The organism is Allofustis seminis DSM 15817 (genome assembly GCF_000374325.1).
Classification (GTDB): Bacteria; Bacillota; Bacilli; order Lactobacillales; family Carnobacteriaceae_A; genus Allofustis; species Allofustis seminis.
The window spans coordinates 147,463-169,723 of sequence record NZ_KB894080.1; the positions used below are offsets into that span (position 1 = coordinate 147,463).

At 40.2% G+C, this 22,261-nt stretch carries 23 protein-coding genes and 1 riboswitch; of the genes, 17 read left to right on the forward strand and 6 right to left on the reverse strand.

The genetic code is table 11. The features are described 5' to 3' along the window. Nucleotides 1–9: 9 nt before the first annotated feature. From C231_RS08190 to C231_RS0102690, 3 genes are read right to left on the reverse strand one after another with little or no spacing between them, the layout of a single operon-like run. Nucleotides 10–855: a hypothetical protein gene (locus C231_RS08190; RefSeq protein ID WP_018659114.1), complete on the reverse strand. Its 846-nt coding sequence runs from the start codon at nt 853–855 to the stop codon at nt 10–12. After that, nucleotides 855–1,724 (reverse strand): ABC transporter ATP-binding protein, encoded by an 870-nt coding sequence (locus tag C231_RS07655; RefSeq protein ID WP_018659115.1) that lies wholly within the window; start codon nt 1,722–1,724, stop codon nt 855–857. Before C231_RS07655 ends, C231_RS08190 begins: the two co-directional genes overlap by 1 nt. Continuing rightward, entirely contained in the window at nt 1,717–2,109 is a 393-nt protein-coding gene (locus C231_RS0102690) for a GntR family transcriptional regulator (RefSeq protein ID WP_018659116.1), read from the reverse strand. Before C231_RS0102690 ends, C231_RS07655 begins: the two co-directional genes overlap by 8 nt. A 408-nt stretch (nt 2,110–2,517) precedes the next feature. Between C231_RS0102690 and C231_RS0102695 the strand changes: the two genes are divergently transcribed. Beyond that, nucleotides 2,518–2,955, forward strand: coding sequence for a CopY/TcrY family copper transport repressor (locus tag C231_RS0102695; RefSeq protein ID WP_018659117.1), 438 nt, complete (start codon nt 2,518–2,520; stop codon nt 2,953–2,955). Between the two features lie 39 nt (nt 2,956–2,994). Here C231_RS0102695 and C231_RS08195 read toward each other — a convergent pair whose 3' ends face one another. Then, nucleotides 2,995–4,338: a polysaccharide deacetylase family protein gene (locus C231_RS08195; RefSeq protein WP_018659118.1), complete on the reverse strand. Its 1,344-nt coding sequence runs from the start codon at nt 4,336–4,338 to the stop codon at nt 2,995–2,997. Between the two features lie 301 nt (nt 4,339–4,639). On the opposite strand from C231_RS08195, the gene C231_RS0102705 reads away from it, so the two are divergent. From C231_RS0102705 to yidD, 3 genes are all read left to right on the forward strand, one after another. Then, nucleotides 4,640–4,846, forward strand: a complete 207-nt coding sequence (locus C231_RS0102705) for a DUF1659 domain-containing protein (RefSeq protein WP_018659119.1) — start codon at nt 4,640–4,642, stop codon at nt 4,844–4,846. A 20-nt stretch (nt 4,847–4,866) separates the two neighbouring features. Beyond that, nucleotides 4,867–5,100, forward strand: coding sequence for a DUF2922 domain-containing protein (locus tag C231_RS0102710; protein WP_018659120.1), 234 nt, complete (start codon nt 4,867–4,869; stop codon nt 5,098–5,100). A gap of 149 nt (nt 5,101–5,249) precedes the next feature. Further along, nucleotides 5,250–5,558 (forward strand): membrane protein insertion efficiency factor YidD, encoded by a 309-nt coding sequence (gene yidD / locus C231_RS0102715; protein ID WP_018659121.1) that lies wholly within the window; start codon nt 5,250–5,252, stop codon nt 5,556–5,558. An 85-nt stretch (nt 5,559–5,643) separates the two neighbouring features. Here the strand turns inward: yidD and C231_RS07665 are convergent, their stop codons facing one another. Then, a complete protein-coding gene (locus C231_RS07665) occupies nt 5,644–6,441 on the reverse strand; it encodes a class A sortase (protein WP_018659122.1) in 798 nt (265 codons plus the stop codon). 237 nt (nt 6,442–6,678) lie between these two features. Here C231_RS07665 and C231_RS0102725 point away from each other — a divergent pair, with 237 nt between their 5' ends. The 11 genes from C231_RS0102725 (at nt 6,679) to pip (ending at nt 20,390) form a co-directional block, all read left to right on the forward strand. Beyond that, the gene (locus tag C231_RS0102725) at nt 6,679–7,038 is read left to right on the forward strand and encodes a hypothetical protein (protein ID WP_018659123.1); all 360 of its coding nucleotides are present in this window, start codon (nt 6,679–6,681) and stop codon (nt 7,036–7,038) included. Between the two features lie 178 nt (nt 7,039–7,216). Further along, nucleotides 7,217–7,891, forward strand: a complete 675-nt coding sequence (locus tag C231_RS0102730) for a response regulator transcription factor (RefSeq protein WP_018659124.1) — start codon at nt 7,217–7,219, stop codon at nt 7,889–7,891. After that, on the forward strand, nt 7,875–8,780 hold the full coding sequence (locus C231_RS0102735) for a sensor histidine kinase (protein WP_018659125.1): 906 nt from the start codon (nt 7,875–7,877) through the stop codon (nt 8,778–8,780). The genes C231_RS0102730 and C231_RS0102735 overlap by 17 nt, the downstream gene beginning before the upstream one ends. A gap of 93 nt (nt 8,781–8,873) precedes the next feature. Further along, nucleotides 8,874–9,635, forward strand: a complete 762-nt coding sequence (locus C231_RS0102740; RefSeq protein ID WP_018659126.1) for an ABC transporter ATP-binding protein — start codon at nt 8,874–8,876, stop codon at nt 9,633–9,635. Beyond that, on the forward strand, nt 9,628–11,586 hold the full coding sequence (locus C231_RS0102745; protein ID WP_018659127.1) for an ABC transporter permease: 1,959 nt from the start codon (nt 9,628–9,630) through the stop codon (nt 11,584–11,586). Before C231_RS0102740 ends, C231_RS0102745 begins: the two co-directional genes overlap by 8 nt. 257 nt (nt 11,587–11,843) lie before the next feature. Then, nucleotides 11,844–12,725 carry a hypothetical protein gene (locus C231_RS08200; protein ID WP_018659128.1) on the forward strand — a complete coding sequence of 294 codons (882 nt, stop codon included), beginning with the start codon at nt 11,844–11,846 and terminating at the stop codon, nt 12,723–12,725. A gap of 11 nt (nt 12,726–12,736) precedes the next feature. Continuing rightward, nucleotides 12,737–14,506, forward strand: coding sequence for a Cna B-type domain-containing protein (locus tag C231_RS07670; RefSeq protein ID WP_018659129.1), 1,770 nt, complete (start codon nt 12,737–12,739; stop codon nt 14,504–14,506). A gap of 220 nt (nt 14,507–14,726) precedes the next feature. Beyond that, nucleotides 14,727–14,881, forward strand: a riboswitch (M-box (ykoK) riboswitch). A 244-nt stretch (nt 14,882–15,125) separates the two neighbouring features. After that, nucleotides 15,126–17,723, forward strand: coding sequence for a magnesium-translocating P-type ATPase (gene mgtA / locus C231_RS0102760; RefSeq protein WP_018659130.1), 2,598 nt, complete (start codon nt 15,126–15,128; stop codon nt 17,721–17,723). A 388-nt stretch (nt 17,724–18,111) separates the two neighbouring features. Beyond that, nucleotides 18,112–18,756, forward strand: a complete 645-nt coding sequence (locus C231_RS0102770) for a chromate transporter (RefSeq protein ID WP_018659132.1) — start codon at nt 18,112–18,114, stop codon at nt 18,754–18,756. Beyond that, nucleotides 18,753–19,340, forward strand: coding sequence for a chromate transporter (locus C231_RS0102775; protein WP_018659133.1), 588 nt, complete (start codon nt 18,753–18,755; stop codon nt 19,338–19,340). Before C231_RS0102770 ends, C231_RS0102775 begins: the two co-directional genes overlap by 4 nt. 99 nt (nt 19,341–19,439) lie before the next feature. Continuing rightward, nucleotides 19,440–20,390: a prolyl aminopeptidase gene (gene pip / locus C231_RS0102780; protein ID WP_018659134.1), complete on the forward strand. Its 951-nt coding sequence runs from the start codon at nt 19,440–19,442 to the stop codon at nt 20,388–20,390. 86 nt (nt 20,391–20,476) lie between these two features. Here pip and C231_RS0102785 read toward each other — a convergent pair whose 3' ends face one another. Next, entirely contained in the window at nt 20,477–20,719 is a 243-nt protein-coding gene (locus C231_RS0102785) for a hypothetical protein (protein WP_018659135.1), read from the reverse strand. 53 nt (nt 20,720–20,772) lie between these two features. Between C231_RS0102785 and C231_RS08540 the strand changes: the two genes are divergently transcribed. Both C231_RS08540 and C231_RS0102795 read left to right on the forward strand, forming a co-directional pair. Beyond that, complete coding sequence (locus tag C231_RS08540; RefSeq protein WP_018659136.1) at nt 20,773–20,922, forward strand: hypothetical protein; 150 nt, start codon at nt 20,773–20,775, stop codon at nt 20,920–20,922. Nucleotides 20,923–20,949: 27 nt separating this feature from the next. Then, nucleotides 20,950–22,260: a dihydroorotase gene (locus C231_RS0102795; RefSeq protein ID WP_018659137.1), complete on the forward strand. Its 1,311-nt coding sequence runs from the start codon at nt 20,950–20,952 to the stop codon at nt 22,258–22,260. Nucleotide 22,261 lies beyond the last annotated feature (1 nt).

The following is a 22,261-nucleotide window of genomic DNA, read 5'->3' on the forward strand; positions in this document are numbered from 1 at the left end:
TCCTTTCTACTAGACGGTTACTTTCTGTTCAAGCAAGTAGCGACTGATAAATGCCGATAGTATCAACCAGACTGTATGTACCAATAAAGTACCCATCAGCTGTTCACTTGGCAACAGATAAAAGTGAAAGACCGTATAAAATAGCGAATGTGTGCTAACGAATACGTAAGACGCAAGGTAAGCGCCGAATAATAAAGCGCCCGCTAACAGTCCTTTCATACGGAAACTGCGTTCTGCCAAGATCATCGTAAAGAGTACAGATAAAAATGAAATAGATGATAAGAATAAGCTAACAATATCTATGACCTCATTGGAATAAAATAAAGCGCTTGGCATAATGCTTGTGATAAATAGCGTAATCGGTGTAGGATCCAAATATTCTGGTGCAACGAGTAATATAACTATCTTTTCAAAAAGATAAAAGGCTAAGAATTGTGCCATTAGTGCCGTCAAACCACCGACTAGAAATGCTAAGACTTTTGCACAATATACAAAAAGGCGAGGCACTGGCAACATGAGCAGACGGTAGATGAATGTATTCTTGCCGAACCAGTCACGATACCATGTATAAATGGCATAAAAGACAAAAATAGCAGCAATTCCTAAAAGTGGAAAGAAAAGAAAAGGTGATTCAAAAAAGCCGCCTACACTGAATTGTCCATTTACTTGTGTGAGCACCTCATCTGTTGAAAGTGTCGGATTGCTAAGCAAGACATGCTTTACTGAGCGTGTATATTGGTAGACCTTCGTGCATAAAGCAGCCCCTTCAATGCCTAAAGCGATCAAAAGTCCAGGAAATAATATTTTTGTCAGACGATTATATTCAAATGCAAAAAGGTTGAAAAACTTTTTCATTATTTTTTCTCTCCTTTCATCGTTTCTTGCTTGCTTTTTTCTAATGATTGCTCAAAAGGAGATGCATCATCAGTTTCGGCAGATGCCTCAAAGCCGTCATCATCTAAGAAGTTCTCCATTGGGAAGGGCGATTTTGCTTTTGGATCGACGAGGTGCTGATCGAACTCCGCCAGTGTGTCCCCGCGGTGGTGCAAGTCACTCAAGACATCAACAATGGATTTTCCTTTTTCGGCACGCATATCTTCGACATCAAATGTCGTAACAATTTGTCCCTCTTCGATAATGACTACGCGATCAACAGTTTTTTCAATTTCATTAATTTCATGTGTTGTGATGAGCACCCCGCGATCTTTGACAAGATAAGAAGAGAAGATATTGGTAATCTCTTCACGGGTAAAGATATCGACACCGCTAAAAGGTTCATCCATCAGAATATAGTCTGTATCAAGCGCAAAACCAAAGAGCATATTCGCTTTTGCCACATTCCCTTTTGATAAGTCGCTAAGACGATCCGTTTCTTTTAAGTTGAAAAAGCGTAAGATATCCAGTGCACGCTCTTCATTCCAGCAGTCATAATAATCCGCCATGAAATTCATTGAATCGCGAATGGTCATTTCGGGCAACATAACAGGACTGTCTGGAATAAAGCAGACTTTCTCAAAAAGATCAGATTTCATTTTGCGACCATCAATGAGAATTTCGCCCTGATCCATTGGGGTGAGGCGCATAATATGTTGGAGTAAGGTCGTTTTTCCGACACCATTTACGCCGATAAGTGCGGTAATTTGTCCTTTGGGTACTTCAAAGTTCACACCTTTTAAGACATGTTTTCGCCCAAATGACTTATGAACATTTTTTATTTCAATCATGTGAATCCTCCTCTTTAATTAGACAATTCATTTCTTGTTGTAATTGGCGTTCCACCGTTTCAAATGGAATGTCCACGCGGCGCAACGCTTCAAAAAATTCATGAATTGTTAAATTTAGCCACTCCGCTTTCATCTCTTCAATTAATGAATGATTTTCTGTCACGCGACTTGGGCGTCCTGCCTCCGTATAAATCCAGTGGCGTTCTTCCATTTCGCTGAATGCTCGTTGTACTGTATTGGGGTTGACATCGAGATAGCGTGCTAATTCACGCCGCGATGGTAATTCATCGCCGGGTTTGATTTGACCGTAGATCATCATTTTTTTAATGTACTGAATAATCTGTTGATAGATGGGTTCACGCATATTAAATGTAGGTTTTGCCATTGCACACACTCCCTTCATTCCATAATATAATGTATCAACCTCTTAATACACTATGAACAAAAAAATATAATAAAAATAACTTAGAGCTCCCCTCCTCAATAGAATTCAATCAATGCATTCTAACATTTCTTTTCTGTATTATATGATTAATACACTTAGTTGTCAAACCTTTTTCTTAAAATCAGTCTTTTGTCTGAGAAAGTCCCGCTGAGTGCCTTTCATTCATTGAAAGAATTGCTCTTATTCTAATAGTCCATGGTGTCAATGAAGGATATCTGCAAGATGCAAATTATTTGCATCCTTAAATCAAAAAGAGCGATCCAAAAAATGCATTTGTGTTTTACAGTTGACAGGGTGTGGAATAGCTTGTAAATTTAATCCAATAAAGAAATCAATGGGGGGAGTGTCATGAGTCATCATTCTATAAGTCCAGCAGAATGGGAAGTGATGCGCGTTGTATGGGCGCATGACCATGTCAAAAGTAGAGAAGTTATCGAAATCTTAGGCGATAAGATGAATTGGAAGCCCGCAACAATTAAGACCTTATTGCGCCGCTTAGTGGATAAACAAGTGCTTTCGATTGCGAAAGAAAAACGTAGCTTTATTTATACACCAATCATTTCAGAAGAAGAAATGGCGCAAGAAGCAGCGGACACGCTATTTTCTATGATATGTGCCAAAGAAGCAGGAGCGCTCATTCAATATCTCATTGAAACACATCCGCTCAGCAAATCTGACGTGAAAGTCATCCAAGATATTGTAGCGAAAAAAATGGAAATGGCTCCAACAGAAGTTGACTGTCATTGTATTCCAGGGCAATGCCGCTGCAACTTAATTCATCATTAAAATAAAAAAAGCCGCGCTGTATAGCGTGGCTTTTTTATTTTAATCATTATAAAGTTCGGACACTGTAACCATTTCGTAGCCTTGACTTTGAAGATATTCAAGCACTAAGGCTAGTCCTGGCACAGATGTATCATGCACATCATGCATTAGAATAATGGCACCGTCATGCAAGTTATTTTTGACATGTTCTAAAATAGCTTGTGGATTGTGTGATTGCCAGTCGAGCGTGTCAATGGACCATAGCACAATATGGCGCTCGCCAATGGCTTGACTGACTGCATCATTATATGCACCATAAGGCGGACGGAAAAGTGTCGGCGTCCAAGGACTTACTTTATGGAATGCGGCATCTGATTGATCGAATTCCTGTTGGATGCTTGCGGCATCAAGTGTTGTAAAATCGCGGTGTGTCCAAGAATGTTCCCCCACTTCATGTCCATTTTCGATGACTTTAGCGACAAGGTCTGGGTAGAAATTCACCGATGTACCAATCATGAAGAATGTACCTTTTGCATGATATTTGGCGAGCAAATCTAAAACCGCCAACGTATTAGTAGGGTGTGGCCCATCATCAAAGGTCAGAGCGACTTTTTTGCCCGCTTCAGGCCGATGCGTGATAATATGAGGTTTATCAATGTGATCCCAACGATCAGCACCGCTGACGGCAACGCGTCCAGGAACATTTTTAATGTAGCCAAGCATTGTATTGAATGCTTCATTGAAATGAGTATGAAAATCATCCAGTGTAAAGACTGCTTCGGGTATACCTGCTGCACCAGCGGCTACAGTATATTTATCAAAGATAAAATGAATAGCATCTTCAGTGATATACATTTTCTCAAGAATATCTTCGGGTGTTATATTCTCATCAAAGAATTCTTCCATAAAATAATCAGCGAGTTCATCTTGTGCGACCAGTTGCTCTTTGACTTGATGCCAAATAGCCTCGGGGGCATCTTCAGTTACTAATTCCTTAGGGTTGAGCATTTCTTTTTCATTCAAATTTACAAGAAAAATCTTGGTGCGTAAATCTTGTGTATTCCCACCAAAAAATTCATGAATAGTGAATACAATGGAATAAAGGTTATGCCCAAATGGATAAATTTCGAAATTAATGGACAAGTTCGGTATCATGTCCAATTCGTCCAGCCCAGCCACTTTAAGCGTGTCCGTAACGGATGCATTAAAAGTAGCGACCACTTCTTCAATATAATCATCGACGGGTGCATTGAGTATTTCTTCGTCAAAGAGCGGCTTTTGAATAAAGCGGCGAAAATCTTCTGACTCCGTTGCATATGTTGCAATATGAATTCCGGGAAAATCACTTTCTACAACATCTTGCTGTTTTGTTTTTTCTGTTACTTCTGCGATACGAGCTTGCACTTTTTCATGGTAAACATTTTTTGATGAAAATAGATGCCCAGCGCCATTAATAATACACCAAGCACTAAGAGCAGAAGCCGAATGCGCTTCGCCTTTTCCATAATGACTGACACTTCCTTATTTCTAACATTTTTGTCAACTGTAGAGTCAGTATATCAAAAAAAGGCAACCGTTAAAAGCTTATTTTGCAAAAAGGTTTCAAATGTTTCTAAAATATTACAGAAAAGGCGACCCATTTAGAGCTTTCTTTCGTTGTTAAGGGTGTCAAGGCCTGACAAATTCAAAATAAAGGATGATATACATGGAAAAAATTTGGCAATCCAGTCGCATGAACTTAAATTTTGTAGATGAGAAAGGGAATAGTCGTCGAATGGGGTATGGGAATGTGGTGCAAGATGCAACGGCCGATCAAATGGGTGCCGTAGGAAGAGCAATCGCAACCTTATGTCCAGAAAAATTGGATGGCATGACAATTTCCGAGATCTACCGCATTGACGATGTATTATAAGCATTAGGAGGAATTAAAAGATGAATGAAACGATTAAATTAGAGTTGCAATTTCAAACTGCTGAAGGGAAAAAACGTACATTAGCGATTAATCACCCGCTTCTTGAATTAGAAGAGGCGCAGGTCAGAGCGGCAATGGACACGATTTCTAATCAAAAAGTCTTCAAAAAAGAGGGCGACCATCTGTATGATGCGATACGTGGTGCACGCTATGTCAAACGTACAGTAGATAATATCTTTCAATTAGAGATCTAATGTGACATATTGCCCAAGTGATTCAAAGCATAGCCTGAGTTCAGGCTATGCTTTTTTGGACTGGAATAATAGTTATGAAACCAAGTGGCAAATATTGATTGTGCCATGTCTTTGTTTGATAATAGAAGAGAGAAAAAGGAGGGAATGCGATGAATTTGCTACAAAAAGGCTTGCTTAGAGCCATTCATTTCTATCAATGTGAAGTGTCTATACATAAGCAACCTTCATGCATTTACTATCCAACATGCTCGCAATATGGGCGAGATGCTATCAAAAAGCATGGAGCTATTAAAGGAAGTATCATGACGATTTGCCGTATTTTGCGTTGTCATCCTTTTCACCAAGGGGGTGTTGACCGTGTGCCTGATCGCTTTATGTTGACGCGCAACCCCGCCGATCGCGACAAGGTGTATATTGAATCAGTTGGCATCTTTGACCGTCAAGCACTTAAGAAGTAGCTGCCTCAATAATTAGCATTCAGTAATTCAATAACTTAAAAAATGTCAAACCTTTTAAGGTTTGACATTTTTTTAAATCTTTAAATTAAGCAGCATCCGAGAATGTCTGAGCCGGATGATTCGATACAGCTCCTTCTTTTTTCTGCGGTTTTTTCTTTGGTTTTTTTGCTTTTTTCTCAAATTCAGAAGCGTCATAGTCGCGAATATCTTTTAATTCACCGAAGACGAAGCGGCGATTGCCTGTATCACTGAAGCCGAAGCCTTTATTTTTTTCGTAGACGCAGTTCATTAATGAGATAATAGGGGAGCCATGTTCTTCCGCTACTTGGTCTTCAATCCAGCCAATTTCTGTTTCATGGACGACTTTCATCTCATACATTTCATATTCATAGATTTTGTCTTTGTCGGTAATGTAGATTTTGTCCCCTTCACGCATATGTTTAAGTGCTGAAAGCAATAAATCATCACGCCCCATCCAATGTCCCGCAATAGGATAGTTGCCTTTGCCCATCTCTTGATCTGGGCGCATAGTGCCAACCCCAGCATTCAAGATACTATTATCGAGTCCTTTAAATAATGTCAAATTCACGCTGATACTTGGAATATAGAGCTTGCCAATAATTAGGTTTGGATCAATATTCTTAGGATCGAGCAATGTTTCGGACGGATTAATAGCGGTTACTGTTCCAAAGTCGAATTCCGCTTTTGTTTTTTTGTTTTTTGCAAGGTCATCCGCTGATAGTCCGTCATAGACTTCTTCTTGTTTAATAATATTATGCTCAATGAGCCAATTAGAGATACTTGGTGCTGCCAGTTGAAAGAGTCCAATAAGAATTAAGGCAACTCCGATTACTTGCAACACTCTACGCCATGCTTTTTTCATACAATCCCTCACTTGTTCTTTAAGATTTCATCTGTAGTATACCATAAAATAAAAGGCTGCCAATCATTCGATGACCGTGACCGAAAAAAATTCAAATGTGTTGAAAAAAGTTGCAAAATTTAGATAGATATTTAATAATTAAGGTAAGGCTAAATATTAAAAATAGCTACCTGATAGGAGAAGGAGCATGCTGAAATAAGCATCTTCTTAACTCCTTTAGAAAGTGAGCCATAAAATATGAAAAAATATATCCAAATCTATGTATTACCTATTGTAGTCGCGGCGGGATTAGTGCTATGGATTACGAGTTTGGCGATGAATTCTCAGGAAGTGTCAGACTTTTCTGCCTCATCTGAAGTGCAGACTCAAAAAGCAGTGGCTGCCCCTGTTGAATCGTTGACATCGACAAAATATTCAGCTTCTATCCCTACGCATACATTGCCAATAAAGACACAGCCTCAAATGGCAATTATGGCACATTATAGCAGATTTCATGCTTGCTCTATTATATTACTTTTAGCAGTTGCGCTATTTTTTGCTTGGGACAATGCATCCGCGCTAGCACTAAGTACTTCTGCACAAACTGAACATAAATAAGAGAACAAAGGATTTCAATGCGAAATCCTTTTTATTTGCTCAAAAATAAGAGAAAGTTTTGCCATTTCGCTAAAACATAATAAAATAGAAATAACTTATGAATTAAAATGCCACAAGGAGCTTGGCACCTGAGTAAAATCATATATTGCAAAAATTAGCCAATAAAGGAGGGACCCTGATGAAAATATTAATTGTTGAAGATGATCATTTTATCCGCCAGATGCTAGGGGACGAATTAGAAAAATGGGGCTTTATAGTGGCGGAAGTGGACGATTTTCATCAGACATTGGCAACGTTCCAACAAGAATGTCCGCAACTAGTCTTAATGGATATTAAATTACCTATATTTGATGGATATTATTTTACGCAAGAAATACGCAAAATCTCCCAAGTACCCATTATTTTTATTTCATCGCAGGCAGATCAGATGACGCAGATTATGGCGATCGAGATGGGGGCAGATGATTTTATTGTTAAACCTTTTGCGATGAGTCTTGTTATTTCCAAAATTAAAGCATTATTGCGGCGAACTTATATGTATGATGGTGCGTCTGATTTAAAAAGTAAAATTGACTATGATGAAACAAAATTGACACTTACCTATCATCATAAGAAGGTGGAATTAACGAAGACAGAAAATTTGCTACTAAATGCACTGTGGACGAAGAAAAATCACTATGTCTCAGGCAATGATCTTATTGACACTTGTTGGGAAAGTGAACAATTTATTGATGATAATACGCTCTTTGTCAATATGAGTCGTTTACGCAAAAAACTGGCAAGTATTGGATTACCTGATGTGATCGAAACCAAAAAGAATGTAGGGTATAAATTCAATGAAGAAGATCTCTAATTATTTTAAAGAGAAAAAAGGCGAATATATTTTACTAGCACTGCTTCTTTTATCAACGATGGGCATATTATATTTATTTGAGATGCCAGCAGATGCTTATTTTGTGTTGCTCCTCCTTTATGGACTGATTGCGACATATTATACGCTCCTTTCATTTTCTTTTTATAAGCGACAAGCCGACTATCGTGCCGAAATTGTGCAGCTAAAGCGACAAGTGCGCACAGAAGAAGAGGAAAAGATCCGCTATCGCAATGATTTACGCGACTATTTTCTTATTTGGCTTCATCAGATTAAGACACTGCTCACATCTTTGGCACTGCTTGCAGAATCATTAGGCCAAAAAGAAAAAGAAACATTGAAGATGCTCATTATTGCGATTGAAAATTATACAGAAATGGCGCTTACTTATTTAAAATTGTCGGATTTTTCTGCAGATATGGAAATTAGAAGCGTTGAAATATCGCATATTGTCAACAAACTCTTAAAAAAATATCGCACCCATTTTATTTCATCAGGGACTAAGCTTGTCTATAAGCCTTTTTGCCAAAAGGTTGTAACAGATGCGAATTATTTGGAGATTATGATCGAACAATTATTGAATAATGCCTTGAAATATGCATCTGGTACAGAGATTACGATCGGATTTGAGGCAGATTATTTCTTTATTAGGGACAAAGGGCTAGGCATTGCCGAAGAAAAGCAGGCCATCATCTTCTCGCGTGGATATTCAGCAGGCAATCAGATGAATTCGCATAAATCATCAGGGATTGGGTTGTATGTGGTCCAGCAAATTTCACAAAAATTAGATCATCCAGTGGAAGTATTCTCTTCAGTTGAACAGCATTTTAGCGAATTTCGCATTCATTTTCCCACGCTTTCAAAATTGTAAGGTTCGCTTCGCAATATTGTAAGGTTAGATAAAAGCTAACAGAATGGGCGTTATCTATAATAAGCATAGCTAAAATATTAGGAGGTAACGACTATGAAAGTATTGGAAGTTAATCATTTAAGAAAAGTCTATCCTAAGACACAAACCGAAGCGCTGCGCGATGTGAATTGCACGGTCGATGCTCATGAATTTGTCGCCATTATGGGCGAAAGTGGCTCAGGAAAAAGTACATTGCTCAATAGTATCGCAACGCTCGAAACACCAACGTCTGGGCAGATTTTTATTGACGGGAAAAATATCGAAGCTATGAATCCAACAGAGATTGCGACCTTTAGAAGAGAACGGCTCGGCTTTGTCTTTCAAGATTTCAACTTAATTGAGACCTTTAATGTTCGCGATAATATCTTATTGCCGCTAGTCTTGTCAGATGTCGATCCTAAAAGCTTCGATCAGAAAATTGACCGTATCGCTCAGAAATTAAATATCGAACCACTTCTGGAAAAATCAGTCAATGAAATCTCTGGTGGCCAAAAGCAGCGTGTCGCTATTGCACGCGCTTTAATTAACGATCCAACATTGCTACTGGCGGATGAGCCAACGGGACAGCTTGATAGTAAATCAGCTAATGCTGTGATGGACGTTTTTTCGCGTTTAAATGAAGAAGGACATACATTGCTGATGGTTACGCACTCGATTAAAGCAGCGTCTTCTGCCAAACGTGTTCTATTTATCAAAGATGGCATTATCTACCACGAAATATATCGCGGGGAATTATCGTCGGCTGATTTTGCCGAAAAAATTGCCAATTCGCTCACGTTACTTAATCGCACTGGGGGAGGCGAAGAAAATGATTAATCGACTCGTTTCCCAAAATTTGCGTGCTAACCGCAAAAATAATTGGATCTTCATCGTTGCAAGTGCTGTTATCTATGCATTGATCTTTGTCTTTTATTCATTGATTGACAATGAATATGTGCGCACGCGCAATGAACATTTGGTCTCTTTTATCACTTTTGGGGCTGTAGTTTCTTCAGTTATTGCACTAATCTTCACATTATATGTTCAACGTTTCTTATTCAAACGCCGTGCACGTGAATTGTCACTATATCAAGTGCTTGGCCTTGAGAAAAAGCATATTATAGAAATGCTTGGAAAAGAATCACTCTGCCTCTTTTTAGTGACAGCTACCTTAACAACATTGACAGGCTATGTGATAGGGGTCATTTCATTTTTATCACTGACACGCTTTTTGCATATGACATTAGAGTCTTTGACCCACTTCAAATTTGATCCCAAAGCACTACTTATTACCTTAGGTGTCTTGATGCTGGGCTGCATTGGAAATTTGTTTTTGAATATTGTGCACGTTGCACGGAAGTCGCCAGCAGAATTGATGTCTTATGATAAAAAAGCTGAAAAAGAACCTCAAGTGAATGTACTGCTCTTTATTCTCGGGCTATTGACATTGGGGGGAGGCTACTATTTGGCTCTCACAATCAAAAATCCGCTCGAAGCAATTGTAACACTATTTGTGGCCATTGTGTTAGTTGTGATAGGGACTTATTGTTTATTTATTGCAGGTTCAATCTTTGTCCTTAAAATGTTACGGGCTAATTCCCATATCTACTATAAGAAAGAAAATTTCTTATCACTATCCAACTTAATGTATCGCATGAAAAGTGGCAGCATAAGCCTTGCAACCATTGCTATCTTATGTTCGGCCGTTATTCTAACGATCACAGGAAGCTACAGTCTTGGTATCGGCTTGAAAGATGCGAATCTAGAGAGTGATTATGAGCTAACTTATTATTTTCCTGATTATTCTAAGGAGGAGATTCCGACAAAAGATATGATTGAGGAAAAGGAACAATCCATTACCCAGACATTGGATGCGGATATCTCATATCGTCCATTTATTACTGCTTCACGACTAATTAAGATCGATCAGGATGGAGTAATTGATTATGATCTGCAGCAGGAAAAGATCTCTGCTGAGCATGTCAACTATTTAACAGTTACGACTAAGGATTACTATGAGCGGGCCTTCGATGTAAAATTGCCTGATCTGCAAGCTGGTGAAGTCTACTACTATGCATCGCGCCCTGAAATTCGCCACTTGCAGTCCATCCGTATTGGGGGCAAGACCTATATGACCCGACCGATTAAAGATAAGAGCGCTAAGAATATGGCACTTGAAAAAATATTCCTCGTGTTTGATACTTATGATCCTATGGGCGAGATCATTGCTAAAAATGCAAATAATGAAGGGTTCGGCAATGCTTTGCGTTATGACTTATTCATTGACGAAAAGGCAGGCCAACATCTATCGGAAACTTTGCAAGCATTTGCTGCTTCACATGAGATGGAATATGTTTCTCAAAAAGAATTGGCTCAATTTTTGGAAATTTTTTCAGGAGGTTTGCTCTTCATTGGTATCTTGCTCTCCATTATCTTTACAGTTATTACGAGTTTTGTTCTTTATTACAAACAAGTGAATGAAGCAGAAGAAGATCGCCGCCGCTATCTCATTTTACAAAAATTAGGAGTCAGCGAGAAAATGGCGACCCATACGATCCAAAAACAGATGCGGTCCGTCTTTTTGTCGCCAATTCTTGTAGCGGTTGTTCATAATTTGTTCGCCAGTCATATGTTGTCGGTGATGTTACGCATTTTCTTAGTGCGTTCTCATATGGTTTATTTGGAACATCTGGCTGTCGTGTCAGCAGTGTTTGTCGTTGTTTATTTAGTTATTTATCTCGTAGCGCAGAAAGCTTATAAGATGATTGTTTGGCCAAATTATGCTTAAATATCCTTCCCAAAAGGTCCTATATCACAATGTATGGCGCATGGTCGCTACTTGTTGATGTAGTGGCCTTTTTGTGTGATGACGCATTCTTCTTCAATTTCTTATGCTATGCGAGGTAGTAAATGAAAAAAGTTTGTGATATAATGCACGCATGCAATGAGCTATCATAAAAAAAGAGCGTAACCATGAATAATGGTTACCGCTTTTAATTTTTGATAGCTATTGTGTGAAAGATGTGTTAGAGAGGAAGGATACGTATGAATGGTAAGAGCAAGTTGCTTTCTATTGTAGCATTTTTCGCGCTACTGCTCAGTCAAGTCTTACCTGGACTTGTTGCTTTTGCACAGACTGACCCAGCCAGTACATTGACTGATCAGATGGTATCACAACAAGAAGTGCCAGCATTAGTAGATGAGCAAGTAGAGTCAGAACAAGTAGCACAAGTTGTTAACTCTGATGAAGACCATGAAGCTGTTACAGTAGAAAAGCCGATAGCGACCGAAGCAGATAATGCAGGCGAAGAAGCTAAGGCGTCAGAAATAGATAGTGCGACCGAAGAGACAGAAGAAAAAGATATCGCACCTATTGCTTTAGAGATGGAAGAAGAGACAGTGCCAGATGCTCAAAAAGCAGGCGAAATCTCTGACGTTATATATCTGAATGGTGCAATAGGCCAAGACACTTTTGATGGCACGACACAAGCACAAGCTGTCAAGACCTTTGCCAAAGCAAAAGAATTAGCGACAGCGCATCAGACAGTTAAGCGCATTATCGTTATAGGGATAACGACTGTTTCAGGTGAGGTCAGCCTTGCAGGGACTAATGCGATATTAGTGCGAGGCGATCAATTTAATGCTCAATTATTACAAGTTGATGCTGGTCAGCATGCAACTTTTACTAATATTGTGATTGATGGGAATTCTGAGGGTAATACAACGACAATTAAACCGTTGATTGAAGCCAGAGATGGCGCAGTTGTTGATATTAATGAAGGAACCATTTTGAAAAATAATAAAAATAAAACATCAGTCGACTTACCAACAAGAGGTGGAGCACTTGGTATTTTTGGTGCAACCCTCAATATGATGGGTGGACTGATTGAAGGCAACCAAGCACTTATGGCGGAGGCATCTATTTAAATCGGTCAACTATGAATTTCTCGTCCGGAATTGTTAGAGATAATCGTTGTGAGCTTGTGAGCTATAATTCTGGAAGTGGAACACAATATTATGCTGCTGGTGGTGGAATTGCTGCAGAGGCAGCCTCAACGCTCAATATGTCAGGCGATGCAGCGGTTCTTAACAATTTCTCTCATGAGATCGGTGGCGGTATCAGTATCGGCTCTAACCAGTGGGGCGCTGGCAATATATTTAATATGACAGGTGGCACAATTGATGGTAACACTGCAGGAGCTGCTGGCGGGGGATTATTTATCCAAGCGAAATATTTCCAAGGTGGAATTTCTAAAGCTTATATCTCTAGCGGTAAGATTACAAACAATACGATGAGTGGCACAGGAGTGACTAATGATGACTTCGGCGGTGGCGGCATCTACGTCAATGGTGCTAATAATTTGTACGGGGTCAATGGTGCTAATGGTGAATTATACTTAAAAAATGTACTCATCACTGACAACACTGCCAAATTGCAAGGTGCAGGACTAGCAGCTTGCCCAATTGCCAAGACTAAAATGTATGTCAATGATGGTGGTGCCATCTATGGCAATCATACACAGATTGCTGGAAAAGATTTCTACTTATTATCTGATCCAGTCCGCGGTCTTCATGGAGGCATTCCAGAGTATAAATTATCCAAACGTATGCTTGGTGGTGTACCTTATCGCTGGACTAAATCAGATGGCACATTGCTTGAAGATGACAAATATGAAGGGAAGCTGACAATGGGCACCAGCCTTTCATTATATGCAGACTCTGCTGGCAATGCTTTCACACAAAGTCTTGCAAAAGTTATTATTTCTGGCAACACTTCCGCAACGCGCGGCGGCGGTATTGGCAGTAATGGAACGGTAACGATTGGAGTCGAAGATGAAGAGACGCAAGTTACTGTGCAGAAGAAATGGAAAGATAATGAAAATGCTGAACATACACGCCCAGCAGCTATTACAATCAAATTGATTGCCAATGATGATAAGGTTGTCGAAATGCGTGAATTAAATGAAGCTAATAATTGGCAGACGACATTTTCCGACCTTCCAACGCAAGCAGATGGCGAAGCAATTCATTACTCAATTCAAGAAGAAAAGATTGAAGGTTATACAAGTGCGGTAGAGGGCAATGCAGCGGATGGCTTTGTATTAACGAATACGGTGGTTCCATCAGAGCCACTGACGCCACTTGCTCCTCCAACGCGAGACCTTCATGTTACTAAGCAGTGGCATGATGATAAAGGTCAGACGATTGTTGCGCCGACAGATGCAATTCAAGTCGAACTTTATCGTAATGGTGCATCAACGGGTCAAATGGTAGAATTGAATGCGGCGAATAATTGGAGCGTTACATTTAAAGACTTGCCAGTCTATGAAGCAGTTGCACATCCAGTAGATTATGACTATACAGTCAAAGAAGTTGGCACAACGGATAAAGATACAATAAAAATTGCCGACAACTGGTATCATGTGGCAATTACTGGCACAATGAAAGACGGATACACAATCGTGAACAGCGCTTGTCCTCCAAATAAACCCAATGTACCGCACGAACCCAATGTACCGCATGAACCAAATGTGCCACATGAACCCAAAAAGCCAAATGAACCAAATGGCAATGTTCCTAGCAAAAAATTACCGAAGACTGGTATGATGCATATATCATTAATGAATGGCACACTTTTAATAGCGCTAGGTATCGGAGTTCTTGCGGGTATTGCGCGATATATTAACAAAGAAAGCTTATCAATATAGATACCACCTATCCCTTGACCGTGAATGGTCGAGGGATTTTTTATGGAAGGGATGCACATTGCGGTTGCTGAAGATGGTGTGGTTCTATTTTTCTTATGACATTTTGCGACATATCATAGCGCAATGTCTCATCTGGAATAGATAAAAAAGTTTGGGTAGCAAAAGTTAGCAAATGAAAAAATTGACAAAGCTTCTAAAGGCTCCTATACTTAGTGAGTATTGATTTTGAGGGTAGGTGAGGCTACCGCTAGAATTAAGATTACCGCCGTAAAATAATGGAGACATTATGCACTGGTCAGCAGTTGTTATCGACGAAGGTTCCAACTAGAGTAAGTTCATGTCTAGCGAAGTTAAAGCTTGGACGGATCGATGTAACAAGAATACTATTGAATAAACATCTACCAAATTTTTAAAGTGTGTACCTTTAGACATTTGAGTAGATTTTTTTATTTTTACGAAAGGGGTTACAGGGATGGATGATTTTTCAAATTGTAAGAAGCACAAAATAATCACAACAAAACAGATAGCCTCTTGTCGGGTAGAGCGGTTGTTACGGAACATCTAGACTTTCAAATGACGCTACCTCTTGAGGCAGAAAGATTGAGAAAGGAAGATATATATGAAAAGAATGCATATTAATAGTGCAGAATATGCAAGAATGACAACCGACCAAGTGCTTGCCGCATATCGCACACGTCTGGCAGGCTTAGAAGAACAAGAAGTACAAGATAGATATGAAACCTATGGGCGTAACGAAATCTCACAGGACTTTAAAGATACGGTCTGGTCTAGACTGTTCGATGCCATTGTGAATCCATTTAATATTATTCTGATAATTATTGCAATCATTACACTCGTAACGGATGTGCTCGTCAGTCAGGAGAAGGATTACTTTACTTTTGTCGTGATCTTACTGCTTGTAACAGTCTCTAGTGCCATCTCATTTATTCAGAGTCAGACTTCTAGCCAAGCAGTTGAGAAGCTAACACGCCAAATTAATAATACGAGTCATGTCTATCGAGGCAATGAGCTCATCGAAATATCGCAAAAAGAGCTTGTTCCTGGCGACATCGTCCATCTAGGTGCAGGTGATATGTTGCCAGCCGATCTGCGCTTTATCCAAACGAAAGATACATTTATTGACCAAGCGACACTTACGGGGGAATCTGTACCTGTTGAGAAATTCTCCGATGAGATTACACGTCAAGACACGAGCTTAACTGATCTGAACAATATCGGCTTTATGGGCTCAAATGTCATTAGTGGTAGCGCCCGCGGTGTCGTTATTGCAACGGGGGACTATACATATTTCGGAGCAATGGCCGGTTCATTGCAAGGGGACCGTGCCAAGAATAGTTTTGAGCGTGGAGTTGAAGACATCAGTAAGATGCTTATTCGCATGATGATCATTATGGTTCCGATTGTTTTCATTTTGAATGTCCTTGACAAGGGCAACGTAACCGATTCACTCATCTTCGCTGTGAGTATCGCTGTCGGATTGACACCTGAAATACTTCCTGTTATTACGAACTCCACACTAGCTGTTGGGGCACAGAATATGGCCAAAGAGAAAGTTATCGTCCGCAACACAAGTGCTATTCAATCATTTGGCGAGATGGACATTCTTTGTACAGACAAGACAGGTACATTGACCGAAGATGAGATTATTGTCGAACGCTATATGAACTTGTATGGCGATGATGACCGTGAAGTCTTAAGACAAGCTTATTTGAATTCTTATTTCCAAACGGGTATGAAGAACTTGATGGACAATGCCATTATACGGCGTGCAGACAGTTATGGGATTAATGCGATTGCTGCTGATTATAAGATTGTTGATGAAGTGCCATTTGACTTCAACCGTCGCCGCATGAGTGTCGTCTTAAGAGATAAAAAAGGCAAACGCCAACTTATCACAAAAGGCGCAGTCGAAGAAATGATGGCTATCTCATCAAGCATCTTATTAGATGGTCAAGTTCAACCACTGGACGATGAGAAATTAGCCATTGCCCAAAAAACATATGAAAAATATAATCATCAAGGCTTGCGCATGATTGCGATTGCCCAAAAAGACCATATTCCAGACAGCGACCACTTCAGTATCCAAGATGAATCGGACATGGTGCTTATTGGATTCATGGGCTTCCTTGACCCTCCTAAAAAAAGTGCTACGCCAGCTGTTCGTGCTTTGGAAGAATATAAAGTGCGCACAGTGGTCTTAACAGGCGATAGTGAAGGTGTCGCCATTAACGTCTGCCAAGCTGTTGGAATTGATACAGGTACCATCTATACTGGCAGTGACATTGAGAAGATGACAGATGAAGATCTTGGGCAAGCCGTTGAAAAAAGTCAACTCTTTACCAAGCTCTCTCCGCAACAAAAAGTTCGCGTTGTGACTGCCTATCAAAGAAAAGGGCATACTGTAGGCTTCTTAGGAGATGGCATTAATGATGCCCCAGCATTAAAACAAGCAGATGTCGGCATTTCGGTCGACTCGGCCGTTGATATCGCAAAAGAAACCGCTGATATTGTTTTGCTCGAAAAAGATTTAATGGTCTTAGACCGCGGAGTCATCGAAGGGCGCAAAACATTTGGCAATATTATGAAATATATCAAAATGGCAACGAGTGGTAATTATGGAAATATTATTTCCGTCATTCTCTCTAGTATTTTCCTGCCATTTCTTCCAATGAAGCCCGTCCAACTGCTGACGCAAAATTTGCTGAATGATTTCTCGCAGCTGGGCATGCCTTACGATAATGTAGATGCTGACTATCTAAAAGAACCTAAAGCATGGGACACTAAGAGTGTCAGACATTTCATGCACTGGCTCGGCCCGGTCAGTACGCTCTTTGATATCTTATGCTTTGCGATCTTATGGTTTGTTATGGGAGCAAATAGCATCGAAAAAGCCGCTAATTTCCAAGTGGGCTGGTTCATCTATGGTACTTTATCGCAGATTGTTATTATCCATATGATCCGAACTGAGAAGAGACCATTTATTCAAAGTATCGCCTCCAAACGCTTGATTATCTCAACGGTTAGCATCGGCATTATTGCCATGATTATCGCTTGCTCACAATTAGCGATCGGATTAGATATGGCCATTTTACCGCTTCATTTTATTCCATGGCTCATCTTACTTTTGCTCGGCTATATGGTCACTGTCCAACTTATCAAAGACCTTTATATTAAAAAATATGGCAAATGGATCTAAATATATCTATCATTTTAAAAGCACTGGCCTGATAAAAGGGTGAGTGCTTTTTAAATATCTTAAGAAAAGCCTGAGATAATAAAAGGCGATCATCTCAAAAGTGAAAAGAATGCAAATATTGACCAGATGGTGATCACTTATGTGTTGAAATTCCAATTTATATGGGGAACTTCTGCATCTTCAGCACCTTCATCAATTCAAGCATTTGGCAAGGTGTGATGTGATATGATAAGTATAATAGAAATATAAAGGGTGGCATGATGCATTTCATATATATTATTTTTAAGCTGAATATAAAAAGGTGAAGATATGGTGACAGCATGATGCACCCCTTTATTATCGGGCGAATCTAAGAGTGGACATTCATATGAATAAAGGAGCAATAAAGATGGCAAAACAGTTAGAACTCTCGAATTCTAGCGGGAGTACCTCCTCAGATATCACAAATAAAAAAGAGGACAGTCATAAAAAGAGATATTCGCATATTTTATGGCAGCTGTTCTTCTCGACACTTTTTTTAAGTGCCTTTACGTTTGGGGGTGGCTATGTGATTGTGTCCCTGATGAAAAAGAAATTCGTTGATGAGCTAGGGTGGATTGATGCAGAGGAGATGTTGGATTTGATCGCCATTGCACAGTCTGCTCCAGGGGCTATTGCAGTGAATGGTGCATTAGTCGTTGGTTACAAACTTGCTGGCTTTCTCGGCATTGTCGTAGCAGTTGTTGGGACACTTATTCCCCCATTTGTCATTATTGGAGTCTTGTCGCTTTTTTATACGGCTTTTCGCAGTAATTTCTGGATTGCGCTGCTTTTAGAAGGGATGCAAGCGGGCGTTGGGGCAGTTATTGCGGCAGTCGTTTTTCAAATGGGCGGCAATGTGCTTGAAAGTCGCGATGGACTGCTCATATTATTAATGGGCGTTGCATTTATTTTGAATGCTATCTTTCAAGTGAATGTATTATTCATTATCGGCGGTGCAATAATATTAGGGATTATTCGTTACTGGCATCAGAAAGGGCGTGACGGAGCATGAGCATTTATTGGGAGCTATTTATCGCCTTTTTGAAAATTGGTGCATTAAGTTTCGGAGGCGGTTATGCAGCAGTGCCACTTATTCAAGAAGAGATCGTAACACAAAGAGCGTGGCTGACGATGGGCGAATTTACCGATTTGATAACAGTCTCGCAAATGACGCCAGGACCGATTGCAGTCAATTCGGCGACTTTTGTAGGGCTTCGTGTAGCAGGTCCAGTTGGAGGTGTATTGGCAAGCGTGGCCAGTGTGTTGCCTGCCATTATACTTGTGTCATGTATCAGTTGGCTCTATTTCAAATATCGTTCCCTTGCTGGTTTGCAATCCGTGTTGAGTACATTACGTCCGGCAGTTGTAGCTATGATTGCGACAGCGGGTGTATCTATTATGGAACATGCCTTATGGCCAACAGACGTAGTAGCACTTGATCATATGTCATGGCACCTATTGGGGATTTTTGTTTTTTGTGTGTTCGCCTTAGTGCGGCTGAAATGGCACCCCATAGCGGTAATTATCTTCTCCGGTGTGCTAAATGTAGTCGCTTATGGCATCTCTTTGCTTTTTGCTGGGGTAGGTGGACTTTGAAATATTGCAGTTGAAGTGGAGTCTTTTGGCATTTTTCTTTTTTATTTAAGCTTTTTTTCTTATACTATAAGAGAAATATAAATAAGGAAGAGTGATGGTATGATTGGATATTTTCACACGCCAGTAAGAAAGACCTATCAGTTGAAAGTTAGCAAGCTCCATACGCTGATGATTGAAGAGTGTGGTGTTCCTTTTGGGATTCCTGTTGTATTTTTGCATGGTGGACCAGGTGGAAGTATCTCAGAGAAGTCGCGCCGTTTTTTTGATCCGAAAAGATATCGCATTATATTATTTGATCAGCGCGGATGCGGGGCAAGCACGCCGACACGTGAATTAAAAGACAATACAGTCTTCCATTCCGTTGAAGATCTTGAGAAAATTCGTAAGTTCTTAGGGATTGATCGCTGGATTGTATTTGGAGGCAGTTATGGATCAACTTTAGCATTGACTTATGCCATCATGCATCCAGAACTTGTCATGGCACTTGTGTTGCGTGGAATCTTCCTTGGACGTCAAAGCGATATTGATTGGATGATTGAAAAAGGGGGCGCTAGTGAGTTCTATCCTGAAGAGTATGAACAATTTGCCCAGCTTATACCCGAAACATCACGCCATCAATTGGTACAGTCCTACTTTAAGATGATGACCGAAGGAACAGCACAAGAACGCGATGAAGCAGCGAAGCGTTGGGCAGAATGGGAAAGTGGGCAAGTTACATTACAACCAGATTTCTCAGGCAGTCCTGTAGCGCTTGAATGGCAGAAAACAATTGGACTGCTTGAAGCCGCTTATTTTGCGCATGGCTTCTTCCCAGGAAAAAGCGATAATTTCATTTTGGATCATGCTTATCAGTTGCAAAATATTCCGATGGCGATCGTTCATGGACGTTTTGACACGATTTGTCGTCCATCGGGTGCTTATGATTTAGCAAAAGCATGTCCGCATGCACGTTTTTCCATTTTGGAAGAGTCTAGTCATGCCTCAGAAGCGCATATGTTCCGCAAGTTGGTGGAGATTATGGATGATTTGGCACTGAAATTCAGTGATTAATTAATAGAAAAAATAAAAAAGTGGACCACATATAAGGGGTCCACTTTTATTATAGATAGCAAGTTTGAACCAGGTGGTGCATAGCGTTATGACCGCAAGATCTTAATGAGCATGCAGATGAGTGGCACCATAGCAGCACATAAGAAAATGTTCGTGGCAAAGCGCAAGATGCTCTGAATTGCACTGGGAACGATTGCGCCGATGAGCGAAACGATAAAATAAAGTGCCAATGTGCCACCGATATAAATGAATAAATCATACATTTGATTGACCGTCTTGAAATTGAATGCATCTTTCCACAAATAAATATAATGGCGAATGAGTGACATCTCTTCCCTTCTTTCTTTTTTCGATATTAATCTTATTATAGAGGGTTTGGTAGATGGTAGCTATAGGTGTGCCTTTAAATATGCCAAAAGCTTTAAAAAAGCACAAAGAAGTGAGCAAAAATGACGGCAACAAAAAAATTTATAAATTGGTAGGTTATTCGTTGACAGGCAAAAAGTCGTCCATTATAATGTTGGAAGTTTAGGTATAAATTGAAAGGAGATAAGCGGCAATGAGAACTTTATTAGCAAATGGTTATGTTTTTACAGGTCAGCAATTTGAAAGATATGATGTCATGATAGATGGCAATAAAGCTTATTTGATTTCGCCAGATGCAACACGTGTTGCGGCGGATGATTCTTTTTCATTTGATCGCATTTTTCAATGTAATGGTCAATATATTTCCCCGGGTTTCACAGATGTTCATGTGCATTTGCGAGAGCCGGGTTTTTCTTATAAAGAAACAATTAAATCAGGAACGCAAGCTGCAGCGGCGGGCGGCTATACGACAGTGTGCACTATGCCGAATTTGAATCCTGTTCCAAGCAATAAAGAAGCATTGGCACAGCAGTTAGCGATTATTGAACAGGATGCACTCATTCATGTTATCCCTTATGGCACAATTACAGCACAACAAGATGGGCGCTCACAACTGTCCGACATGGAAGAGTTGGCACCATTTGTTGTAGGTTTTTCAGATGATGGGGTCGGCATTCAGGCACAAGAGTTGATGGAAGAAGCGATGAATAAAGCACGCACGCTAAATAGACCAATTGTTGCCCATTGTGAAGATGAAACATTGCTACATGGAGGTTATATTCATGATGGCACTTATGCTAAAAGTCATGGGCATCGCGGAATTTGCTCAAAGAGTGAATGGGTACAGATAGAACGCGATGTCAAACTTGCCGAAAAAACAGGATGTCCTTATCACATTTGCCACGTTTCGACAAAAGAATCAGTGGCGATCATTCGTGAAGCAAAAGCAAAAGGTGCACCTGTTACTTGTGAGACGGCCCCACATTATCTCATCTTATGCGATGAGGATTTACAAGAAGATGGGCGTTTCAAAATGAATCCACCTCTTCGTGCAAAAGAAGATCGAGCGGCGCTAATCGAGGGGATCTTAGATGGGACAATTGATATGATCGCAACCGACCATGCTCCGCACAGTGCTGAAGAGAAAGCACGCGGCCTTGAAGGCAGTGCCTTTGGAATTGTAGGGCTTGAGAGCGCATTTGCCCTTTTGAAGACGCATTTAGTTGACACAAAGATCATCACACTTGAGAAATTGGTGCAACTAATGGCCGTTGCTCCGCGAAAAATATTCAACTTGTCAGGCCCTATTGCACTCTCGCCTGAGCCACAACCTGCGGACTTGGTAGTATTTAATCCAAGCACTAGCGATACCATTTGTGCAAAGCATTTCTTATCAAAAGGGAAGGCAACACCATTTGACGGCGAAAAAGTAAGCGCACAAATTGTTATGACCATTTGTGATGGTGAGATTGTCTATGTGAATTGTGCCAGAGGGGGAGAATAGT

Coding starts and splice junctions, on each gene's coding strand:
- C231_RS08200 (WP_018659128.1), top strand. CDS start 11,844: ATGAATGGTAAGAGCAAGTTGCTTTCTATTGTAGCATTTTTCGCGCTA.
- C231_RS07670 (WP_018659129.1), top strand. CDS start 12,737: ATGAATTTCTCGTCCGGAATTGTTAGAGATAATCGTTGTGAGCTTGTG.
- pip (WP_018659134.1), top strand. CDS start 19,440: ATGATTGGATATTTTCACACGCCAGTAAGAAAGACCTATCAGTTGAAA.
- C231_RS0102730 (WP_018659124.1), top strand. CDS start 7,217: ATGAAAATATTAATTGTTGAAGATGATCATTTTATCCGCCAGATGCTA.
- C231_RS0102725 (WP_018659123.1), top strand. CDS start 6,679: ATGAAAAAATATATCCAAATCTATGTATTACCTATTGTAGTCGCGGCG.
- C231_RS08540 (WP_018659136.1), top strand. CDS start 20,773: ATGGTAGCTATAGGTGTGCCTTTAAATATGCCAAAAGCTTTAAAAAAG.
- C231_RS0102795 (WP_018659137.1), top strand. CDS start 20,950: ATGAGAACTTTATTAGCAAATGGTTATGTTTTTACAGGTCAGCAATTT.
- C231_RS0102705 (WP_018659119.1), top strand. CDS start 4,640: ATGGAAAAAATTTGGCAATCCAGTCGCATGAACTTAAATTTTGTAGAT.
- C231_RS0102745 (WP_018659127.1), top strand. CDS start 9,628: ATGATTAATCGACTCGTTTCCCAAAATTTGCGTGCTAACCGCAAAAAT.
- mgtA (WP_018659130.1), top strand. CDS start 15,126: ATGAAAAGAATGCATATTAATAGTGCAGAATATGCAAGAATGACAACC.
- C231_RS0102770 (WP_018659132.1), top strand. CDS start 18,112: ATGGCAAAACAGTTAGAACTCTCGAATTCTAGCGGGAGTACCTCCTCA.
- C231_RS0102695 (WP_018659117.1), top strand. CDS start 2,518: ATGAGTCATCATTCTATAAGTCCAGCAGAATGGGAAGTGATGCGCGTT.
- yidD (WP_018659121.1), top strand. CDS start 5,250: ATGAATTTGCTACAAAAAGGCTTGCTTAGAGCCATTCATTTCTATCAA.
- C231_RS0102785 (WP_018659135.1), bottom strand. CDS start 20,719: ATGTCACTCATTCGCCATTATATTTATTTGTGGAAAGATGCATTCAAT.
- C231_RS08190 (WP_018659114.1), bottom strand. CDS start 855: ATGAAAAAGTTTTTCAACCTTTTTGCATTTGAATATAATCGTCTGACA.
- C231_RS07655 (WP_018659115.1), bottom strand. CDS start 1,724: ATGATTGAAATAAAAAATGTTCATAAGTCATTTGGGCGAAAACATGTC.
- C231_RS0102735 (WP_018659125.1), top strand. CDS start 7,875: ATGAAGAAGATCTCTAATTATTTTAAAGAGAAAAAAGGCGAATATATT.
- C231_RS07665 (WP_018659122.1), bottom strand. CDS start 6,441: ATGAAAAAAGCATGGCGTAGAGTGTTGCAAGTAATCGGAGTTGCCTTA.
- C231_RS0102775 (WP_018659133.1), top strand. CDS start 18,753: ATGAGCATTTATTGGGAGCTATTTATCGCCTTTTTGAAAATTGGTGCA.
- C231_RS0102740 (WP_018659126.1), top strand. CDS start 8,874: ATGAAAGTATTGGAAGTTAATCATTTAAGAAAAGTCTATCCTAAGACA.
- C231_RS0102710 (WP_018659120.1), top strand. CDS start 4,867: ATGAATGAAACGATTAAATTAGAGTTGCAATTTCAAACTGCTGAAGGG.
- C231_RS0102690 (WP_018659116.1), bottom strand. CDS start 2,109: ATGGCAAAACCTACATTTAATATGCGTGAACCCATCTATCAACAGATT.